This is a genomic window from Corallococcus sicarius, from assembly GCF_003611735.1.
GTDB classification, from domain to species: Bacteria; Myxococcota; Myxococcia; order Myxococcales; family Myxococcaceae; genus Corallococcus; species Corallococcus sicarius.
The window spans coordinates 1-8,317 of the sequence record NZ_RAWG01000372.1 but is presented as its reverse complement, the minus strand read 5'-3'; the positions used below and the strand labels follow the sequence as shown (position 1 = coordinate 8,317).

The 8,317-nt window shown below is 70.3% G+C and carries 6 protein-coding genes; 2 read left to right on the top strand and 4 right to left on the bottom strand.

Features of this window, described 5'->3' with window-relative positions; genetic code table 11:
• The coding region (locus D7X12_RS35940) for an FHA domain-containing protein (protein ID WP_147443899.1) at positions 1-771 on the bottom strand (771 nt) is incomplete at its 3' end.
• A gap of 28 nt (positions 772-799) precedes the next feature.
• On the bottom strand, positions 800-1,861 hold the full coding sequence (locus tag D7X12_RS35935; RefSeq protein ID WP_208719494.1) for a tetratricopeptide repeat protein: 1,062 nt from the start codon (positions 1,859-1,861) through the stop codon (positions 800-802).
• Between the two features lie 103 nt (positions 1,862-1,964).
• Here D7X12_RS35935 and D7X12_RS35930 point away from each other — a divergent pair, with 103 nt between their 5' ends.
• Positions 1,965-2,483 carry an outer membrane beta-barrel protein gene (locus D7X12_RS35930; RefSeq protein WP_120629721.1) on the top strand — a complete coding sequence of 173 codons (519 nt, stop codon included), beginning with the start codon at positions 1,965-1,967 and terminating at the stop codon, positions 2,481-2,483.
• Here D7X12_RS35930 and D7X12_RS35925 read toward each other — a convergent pair.
• A complete protein-coding gene (locus tag D7X12_RS35925) occupies positions 2,425-3,321 on the bottom strand; it encodes an RDD family protein (protein WP_120629720.1) in 897 nt (298 codons plus the stop codon). The two genes, D7X12_RS35930 and D7X12_RS35925, sit on opposite strands and share 59 nt — an antisense overlap.
• A 165-nt stretch (positions 3,322-3,486) precedes the next feature.
• Between D7X12_RS35925 and D7X12_RS35920 the strand changes: the two genes are divergently transcribed.
• Positions 3,487-6,588, top strand: a complete 3,102-nt coding sequence (locus D7X12_RS35920) for a cyclic nucleotide-binding domain-containing protein (RefSeq protein ID WP_120629719.1) — start codon at positions 3,487-3,489, stop codon at positions 6,586-6,588.
• Between the two features lie 9 nt (positions 6,589-6,597).
• On the opposite strand, the gene D7X12_RS35915 is transcribed toward D7X12_RS35920, so the two are convergent.
• Complete coding sequence (locus tag D7X12_RS35915) at positions 6,598-8,097, bottom strand: hypothetical protein (RefSeq protein WP_147443898.1); 1,500 nt, start codon at positions 8,095-8,097, stop codon at positions 6,598-6,600.
• Positions 8,098-8,317 lie beyond the last annotated feature (220 nt).

The window sequence follows — 8,317 nt, the reverse complement described above, 5'->3', positions numbered from 1 at the left end:
AGATGTGTATAAGGGACAGGGCGAGGGGGCTGGCGCGCTGACGGGGCTCACCTCCGAGGAGAGGCTCACCGGCTCGTCGGGCGGCTCGGCCGGGTCCACGTAGACGAAGCGCGTGGCGCCAATCTCCAGCTCGTCGCCGTCCTTGAGCGCCTTGCGGTTCACCCGCTTCTTGTTGACCTTGATGCCGTTGCGGCTGCCCAGGTCCTCCACGTGCGTGCCGGACCAGTCGCGGCGCACCTTGGCGTGCCGGCGCGAGACGAGGTCGTCCTTGAGGATGACGTCGGCTTCCTTCTCGTCGCGGCCGAAGACGTGCTCCTGCGCGTCGGAGATTTCAATGCGCTGGCCCTCGCGGGGACCGTTCATGTAGCGCAGGAAGCGCTCATCACTGCCGCGCAGCACGTCCTTGAGCTTGCCGCGCGCGAGGAAGGACGTCTTGTCGCTCACGTCCTGCGCCATCTCGACGACCTTGTCGAAGCGCACGTCGAACTGCGCGATGGCGATGATGTCGCCGTTGCGCAGGAGCTCCTTCTCCCCCTGCGGCAGGGCCTTCCCGTTGACCTTCGTGCCGTAGGCACTGCCCAGGTCCTCCAGGAAGTAGAGCGTCCCCTCCTGGCTGATGCGCGCGTGGTTGCGCGACACCGCCTGCTGCGGGAGCACCACCTGGCAGGTCTTGTCCCGCCCCAGGGTGATGATGGGGTCGTCGAGGACGACCTCTTTGCCCGAGGCGCCTCCGGCCTCGCTGCGCTGCGTGACGGTCAGACGGACGCTCATCGCGTGGAGTCGCTACCCGAAGGGACGGCTAGAATGAGTCGTTGGCCAGGAATCTCTCACACGCCTGATACTCGGTGGGGAATTCCTCGGAGGTACCAAACTTCATGAAGTTCTTGCAGGCCGCCTCGGCGTGGGTCTGCTTGTGGGCGTCCGAGAAGATTTGAAAGAGGCCGAAGTGGCAGGGCGCGAACTTGGCGTCCAGCTTCACGCACTTGCGGTAGGCGCCTTCCTCCTCGGTGAGCAGGCCCTTCTCGCGGTACTGGCGCGCGAGCAGGTACATGGCCGGGGCGCTGTTCTCCGCCGTCTGCGTGTCCTTCAGCTCCTTGAGGGCGGAGTCCGTGAGGGCCGCCTTGCGCTGGGCGACGGCGAGGTTGTTGACGCAGCTGGAGTTCTTGTCATCCAGCCGGGCGCAGTTGCCAAAGGCCTCGCGGGCCTCCGGGAAGCGGCTCTGCTCCAGCAGCACCGTGCCCAGGTCGTGCCACACCTCCGCGGAGTCCGGGGTGAGCTGGGCGGCCTGGGAGATGTGCTCGAAGGCCGTCTCCAGGTCCTTCTCCTCGTACGCCATGATGCCCAGGTTGTGGTGGGCATTGGCGACGTTGGGATTGACGGCGAGCAGGGTGTTGAGCTCCTTGCGGGCCTCCTTCACCCTGCCCATCTTCATGTAGGTGAGGCCCAGGTCGTAGCGCGACTCCAGGTTGTCCGGGTTCACCTGCAGGGCGCGCTTGAAGTTGTCGTGGGCCTTCCCGTAGGCGCCTTCCTCCAGGTAGAGGACGCCCAGGTTCTGGTAGGCCTGCAGGTGCTCCTGGTTGTAGCGCAGGGCCTTGATGAAGAACTCCTTCGCCTTGGGCTTGTTGCCCGAGTACATGGCGATGAGGCCCTTGTTGGCCCACAGGTCCGCGTACTGGGGGGAGAACTCCAGGCCCAGGTTGCAGTAGGTCTCCGCCTTCGGGAGGTTTCCGTTGGCCATCTCCTGCGCGCACAGCTCATTGTTGATGAGCGCCCGCTCGTGCGGGGGCGGCGTGTTGAGACACGCGGTGGTGGACAGGGAGACGGCGGCGGTCAGCGTGAGGACGAGGCGGCGAAGACGCATGGCCGCCCGAGTGTAGGAGAGCGCCACCCCGCGAGGCAACGCCGGCCTTCGCGTGAATCAGCGCTGTTTTCCAGGGGTTAGGCCGGCTGTAGAGTGCCGCGCCATGCGTACCTACCTTTGTGCCTTTGGCCTGCTCGCCGCCCTGCTGGGCGCGGCCCCCGCCCACGCCCAGTTCTCCAACCGCAGCCTGGGGTTGTCGCTGGGCTACATGGACTTCAAGAAAACCGCGGGGCTTGAGGGGACACCCTTCTTCGGGCTGGAGGGGAGCCTCTACATCGAGAACGGCTTCGAGGTGGTCTCCCTGTCGAAGCTGCTGTTCCCGGTGGACACCTACGCCACGCCGGAGAAGCGGGTCATCGGCCTGGCCCCGTCGCTGGGCATCCGCTACCTGCTGTTCGAGGAGAGCATCCGTCCGTACATCGGCACGGACGTCAGCTACCTCATCGTCTTCAAGGACAGCGTCAGCAACTTCGTGGGCCTGGGGCCCAACGTCGGCGTGGACTTCTTCGTCACCGACACGGTGAGCCTGGGCGTGCGCGGGCAGTACAACTTCTACCTCGCGCTCAACGAGGATACGCAGACGTCGCTGACGGGCTCGGTGGGCGTGGCGGCGTACTTCTAGGCGGTGCCGGGCGCCCCGGGCGCTGGCCCGGGGCGGGCAGCAGGGCGGCGGCGACGAGCAGCGTCCACTTCTCATCCGAGAGGTGCGCGGGCTTCTCCATCGCGAGCGAGTCCTGCAGCCGCGTGCCCAGCGCGGAGAACAGCCGCAGCCGCGCCTCCATCCGGAGCTCCTCGCGCCGCAAGGCCGCGGACAGCACCACCTCCCGCTCCTCGGTGGACAGCCGCTTCACGCGCGAGACGAACAGCGGATCCGCGAGCAGCCCCTCGTCGCCCCGCGTCTCCAGGGCGGAGGGCACCTTGAGGCGGCGCTCGCGCACGACGATGGTGCCCGCGAGCAGGTCCCCCAGCCGCTGGTGCGAGCGCGAGACGAGCGCGGTGGTGCCGCCCACGAGGTAGAGCAGCGGCAGCCGGTCCACGACGCGCGCCAGGTTGCGCAGCGCCGCGTGGTAGAAGCCGATGCGCACCCCGCTCTCCTGGATGACCCGAAGGGACAGGGCCTTCTTGCCCACCGTCTGCCCGGCCCAGGCGGTCTCCAGCGTGATGCCGTAGCCCCAGTCCACCAGGAAGTACACGACGATGCCCAGCGCGCTGGCGAACCCCGGGAACACCCCCATCGCCAGGTTCAGCACCAGCAGCACCCCCGCGGTGGCCCCCCCGACGATGACGGCGTCCAGCAGCCACGCGAGGAAGCGCGAGTACACGCCCGCGAGCGTGAAGCGGAACTCCACGTACTCCGGGGTCAGCACCGTGTGGGTGCCGTCGAGCAGGGTGTCGTCGGGAGCAGGTGTCACGGAGGCCACTGTATGCCACGGGGCCCCCGTGCCCACCGCGCCCGCCATGCGATTCCGTGGGGGCCGCAAGGAATCAGGGACGCTGGGAGGGCGCGCAGGGGCAGGCGGGCGAGCGGCCTCCGTCCCTCCCGCGGGCAGGTGCGGGGCCGGCCAGAACAGTGTTATTCGTGAATAGCGGGCCCCCACGCTATCGTGCCCGCACTCCCTGAGCCCGTGGCCTCTTCCGACACCTCATCCTGGAACCGCCGCGTTCTGCCCGCGGGCATCTTCCAGTTCGCGCTCATCGCGGGGGTGACGCAGCTCAAGACGGCGGCGAACGCGCTGGTGCTGTCGCGCTTCGAGTCGCAGGCGCTGCCGTACCTGTACCTCTTGGGCGCGTTGATGACGGCGACGCTCACGCTGCTGCCGCGTGGCAGGCCCGGCGCACCCACGGAGTCCCCTGGCATCCTCACCGGCGTGGGCGGGGTGCTGGCGCTGGGGCTGGCGGCGGCGCTGTCCGCGGGGCAGCGCATGCCGGCGCTGGCGCTGTACCTGTTCGCGGACTGCTTCAGCACGTTCGTGTCGTTCCGCTTCTGGGGCCGGATGGCGTCCGCGTTCGACGCGCGCGAGGCCCGGCGGGCGTTCACGGTGCTCAACGGCTTTGGCATGGGCGGCGGCATCGCGGGCGGTCTGCTGGTGCAGGCGCTGGCGGTGCGGCTGGGCACGCCCGTCGTCGTCGTCAGCGGCGCGGTGAGCCTGCTGGCCGCGGGGGCCATCTACCACCACCTGCACAAGGCGGAGGTGGCGCCGCCTTCGCGTCCGCGCTCGTTGCAGGCGTGGTTCCCGGCGTGGAGCTACCTGGGACAGAGTCCGTACGCGCAGGTGCTCGCGGCGCTGGGCATCGCGTTCGCGGTGCTGTCGTCCTTCGTGGACTACCTGTTCCGCCTGCGCGTGGAGGGCACGCTGAGCGAGGACGGGCTGGCGGCCCTCTTCGGTTCGCTCCAGCTGTGGATTGGCTTGTTCTGCATGGCCTTCCAACTGCTCGTGGCGGAGCGGCTGCTCAAGCGCATGGGCCTGCTGATGTACCTGGCGCTGGTGCCGGTGGTGCTCGCGCCGCTGGCCGGCGCCACGCTGGCCACCGGGCAGCTGTGGCCGGTGCACCTGCTGCGGCTGGTGGAGACGGCGGTCAGCTACTCCATCCTGCCCGTGGGCATCCAGCTGCTCTACGCGGCGGTGCCGGACGAGCAGCGCGAAGGGTTGCGCAGCGCGGTGGATGGCCTGTTGCGCAAGGGCGGCGTGGTGCTGGCGGGCCTGCTGCTCATCGGCGCGGGGCGCGGGGCCAACGGCATCACCATGGCCGTGGCGGTGGTGGGGCTGTGCGCCGCGCTGGGCCTGCTGCTCGTGCGCCTCAAGCCCGCGTACCTCACGGCGCTGGGCGAGCAGGTGGGCGCGCACGAAGAGGAAGAGGTGGAGCTGGGCGGCGAGGCGCAGAAGCTGCTGGTGGAGGCGCTGGGTGCGCCCACGCCGGAGCGCGTGCTGCGCGCGGTGGACATGCTGGAGCAGGCGGAGGCGCCGCTGCGCCCGCATCTGGCCGCGCTCCTGGCCCATCCCCACGAGCGCGTGCAGGAGCGCGGCGTGACGCTGGCCCTGAACATGGATGCGCGGGAGCTCGCGCCCATGCTGGAGCGGCTGGTGGAGGAGGGGCCCCGGCGTCCGCGCGACCAGGCCGTGTGGGCCCTGGCGCGGCTGTCCCCGGAGCGCGCGGAGCGGCTCCTGCCGCCGCTGCTGACGAGCCACGACGTGGGGCTGCGGTGCGCGGCCATTGGCGCGCTGATGCGCACGCAGGTGAACTCGGCGGCGCTGGAGTCACTGCGCGAGCTGTTGTCGAAGGGGGACCATGCCCCCGTGGCCGAGCGGCGCGAGGTGGCGCGGCTGTTGGGCCGGCTGAAGGATCCGCGCTTCGCGGGGCAGCTGTCGCTCTACCTGGAGGACATGGACATCTCCGTGCGCCGCGTGGCGCTGGTGGCGGTGGGGGAGGGCGGCTACGTGGAGCTGGCGCCGCGCCTCTTGCCATTCCTCACCTGGCGCGAGGAGCGGCCGGCCGCGCGTGAATCGCTGGTGCAGCTGGGCGACGCGGTGACGCCGCTCCTGGAGCTGCAGCTCAACAACAAGGCCGCGCCGCTGGCCATGCGCATGCAACTGCCCCGCGTGCTGCGCGGCATTGGTTCTTCCGCGGCGCTCAACGCGCTGCTGTTCTCCAACGTGCGCGACGACGCGGGCCTGCACTTCCGCATTGGCGCGCAGCTGTCGCGCCTGCGCGAGGAGCAGCCGGACCACCCGGTGGACGTGGAGCGCATCCACGAGGCCCTGGGCCGCCGCCGCGACACGTACCGGCAGCTGGTGGGGGCCTTCCGCGACGTGCAGGCGGCGCTAGGTCCTCAGTCGCTGCTCACGCGCGCGGTGGGTGACCGGTTGGATCAGGCGCTGGAGCTGTCGTTCTTCCTCCTGGGCCTGCTGCACCCGCCCCAGGCGATGCGGCGGATCCACCAGCACCTGGTGGGCTCCGACTCGCGGCGCCGCGCGTACGCGCTGGAGCTGTTGGAGAACCTGGTGGCGGTGGAGGAGCGCGAGCTGGTGATGGAGCAGGTGGAGGCCCACCACCGCGAGCTGCCGCCTGGAGCGCCGGGCCGGCTGTGGCGGCGGCTGGCGGGGCTGGTGCAGAGCGAGGACCTGGTGCTTCGCGCGTGTGCCCGCCACGTGGCGCGGGTGAACGGCCTGGACGTGCTCCCGCAGGAGGATGAAGTGAGCGACACGATTGTCCAACGGATGTTCGCGCTGGAAGGCGTGAGCGTCTTCTCGCAGAGCGACGTGGATGACATCGCCGCCATCGCGGCGGTGGCGCGCGAGGCCCTGTACCGCACGGGCGAGCGCCTCTACAGCCAGGGGGACCCGGGCGACGCGCTCTACGTCATCGTCGAGGGCGCGGTGGACGCGTTCCGCAACGGCGAGCACGTGCTGCGCTTCCAGGCGAAGGAGGCCATCGGCGAGGTGAGCCTGCTCGACGGCGCGCCCCGTCCCACGGACATGGTGGCCGCCGTGGATTCGCGCGTGCTCGTCATCGACCGGCGCGACTTCCTGGACCTGCTGGCGGACCGGCCGGAGCTGCTCACGGGCTTCTTCCGCTCCGTGAGCCAGCAGCTCCAGAGCGTCATCGACCTGCCCGCGCGGCGGGAGACGGGCCAGCGGCTGGAGCTGGGCGTCGCGCAGCAGCCGCACGTGCCGCTGGAGGGCATTGGCGGCCTGCCCCCCGAGGGCAACGCCCCGTCCGACGTCTGAGCCTTCGCGTCAGTCGCCTTCGTTTCGCGGTCGCGGCGGGCCCTCTCCGACGGGCGGCTGCTTCGGGTCCAGGTTGAGCAGGTGGGCCGAGGCCACCGAGATGAAGGGCCGCGTGAAGCAGCGGAAGGGCGGGAGGGTGCCCAGGAAGCGCGTCGCCGCGAGGCCCGCGAAGGCCCACGGCTGACGCTCCACGCACGCGATGGGCGCGCCGACACCCTCCGTCTTGCGCGTCCACACTCCGCTGTACCAGTGGAAGGGGCCCCAGCCCAGGAAGGGCACGGTCTGCGCCAGCCGCGCCCAGCCGCGCAGGAACCAGGGGCGGTCCGTGACGGGCGATGCCCAGGCGCGGTTGCTCTTGGCGGCGGTGAAGACGGTGAGCCACCAGAAGCCCCAGAGGGTGCTGAGCGTGGTGAACACGGGCTTGTTCCAGAACACTGGCGTGGTGAGGACGGCCAGCGCCGGGAAGCCCACCGCGAAGAGCACGAAGGCCCGCCAGCGGCGGCGGAGCTTGGCCCGCATCCACGGGAAGTTGAGGCGCACGCGCGGGTGGATCTCCGGATCCTCGGGCGGCACGCCGGTGGCGAGGCTCGCCTCGCGGGAGATGACCGTGTGGAAGTCGCGTGACAGGGCGACGATCACCCACTGCACCACGCTCAACGAGCCGAAGAACGCCACCCAGAACTCCCAGCTCCCCAGGAAGAGGATGCCGTGACGCACCTGGGGCGCGTCGAGGTTGAACCCCTTCTCCTGGGGTTCGCGCTGGATGCGCGGCCCCTTCGCTTCGGCGGCTTCGCGGTTCGCGTCCTGGAGGGCGGCGCGCACGGTGGCGGTGATCTCCTCGCGCAGGCCGGCGGGAAGCGGCTCCGTCGCGGCCTCCTCTTTCGGGTCCTCCGTCTCCTTGTCAGGGTCCTCGTCCGTCGTGGGCGTGGAGGTCCCGGCGGCGTCCTCCCCGGCCTTCCCCACCGTGTCTCCGGCGATGATCACCGCTTCCTCCGCGGAGACGTCGCCCGCCTTCTCCGCGTTGACGGCCTCCGCGATGAGCGCGCCCACCGCAGCGACGACGGCGGCGTTGTCGCCCTTCTGCGCGTCCTGGCCGCCACGCGCCTTGAGCACGGCCTCGAGTTCGCGGGTCCGCTGCTCGATGCGCGCCTCGGCTTCGCGGCTCCGGGCCCGGGACTCCGGCGTCGACACCTTCGGCGGACGCTCCTCCTGGGGCGGCGTGTCGTCGTGGTTCCACACCACCCAGCCCGCCGTGAGTGCCAGCAGGAACGCCGTCTGGAGCGCCGTCACCCGGAGGTAGCGCGCCCGCGTCGGCGGATCCTTCAGCGTCGTCCTCGCGATGTGGAAGGGCAGGCTCGCGCCATAGAAGAACTGGCGGATGCGGCCCACGGGGAGTTGGCCCCGCACCGCCTGGAAGTGCTCGGCGCCGCCCCGCATCTCACGCCACAGTTGCCACGGCAGTCCCCGTCCACCCGAGTCGCCTGGGTTGGATGCAGAGCGGTCCTCCATTTCCTCTCGTAAAGGCTTGAAATCCTTGCCTTTCATGCCCGTCATTGCACCACGCTACCACGGCGGGGATGTGCTAAAGGCCGGGCCGTGAACCCGAACCTTCTCTCGCTGCGTCCGTTCCGTCGTCCTACCCGCCAGCTCCGGCTGTCGTCCGGCGCGCTGGTCCTCGCCTTGGGAGCCCTTGCGGGTTGTGAGAAGACTGTCTCTTATACACGTCTGA

Bases quoted from the DNA above. Each gene is read 5' to 3' on its own strand.
- D7X12_RS35935 (WP_208719494.1), bottom strand. From the start codon at position 1,861: ATGCGTCTTCGCCGCCTCGTCCTCACGCTGACCGCCGCCGTCTCCCTG.
- D7X12_RS35930 (WP_120629721.1), top strand. From the start codon at position 1,965: ATGCGTACCTACCTTTGTGCCTTTGGCCTGCTCGCCGCCCTGCTGGGC.
- D7X12_RS35925 (WP_120629720.1), bottom strand. From the start codon at position 3,321: ATGGCGGGCGCGGTGGGCACGGGGGCCCCGTGGCATACAGTGGCCTCC.
- D7X12_RS35915 (WP_147443898.1), bottom strand. From the start codon at position 8,097: ATGGAGGACCGCTCTGCATCCAACCCAGGCGACTCGGGTGGACGGGGA.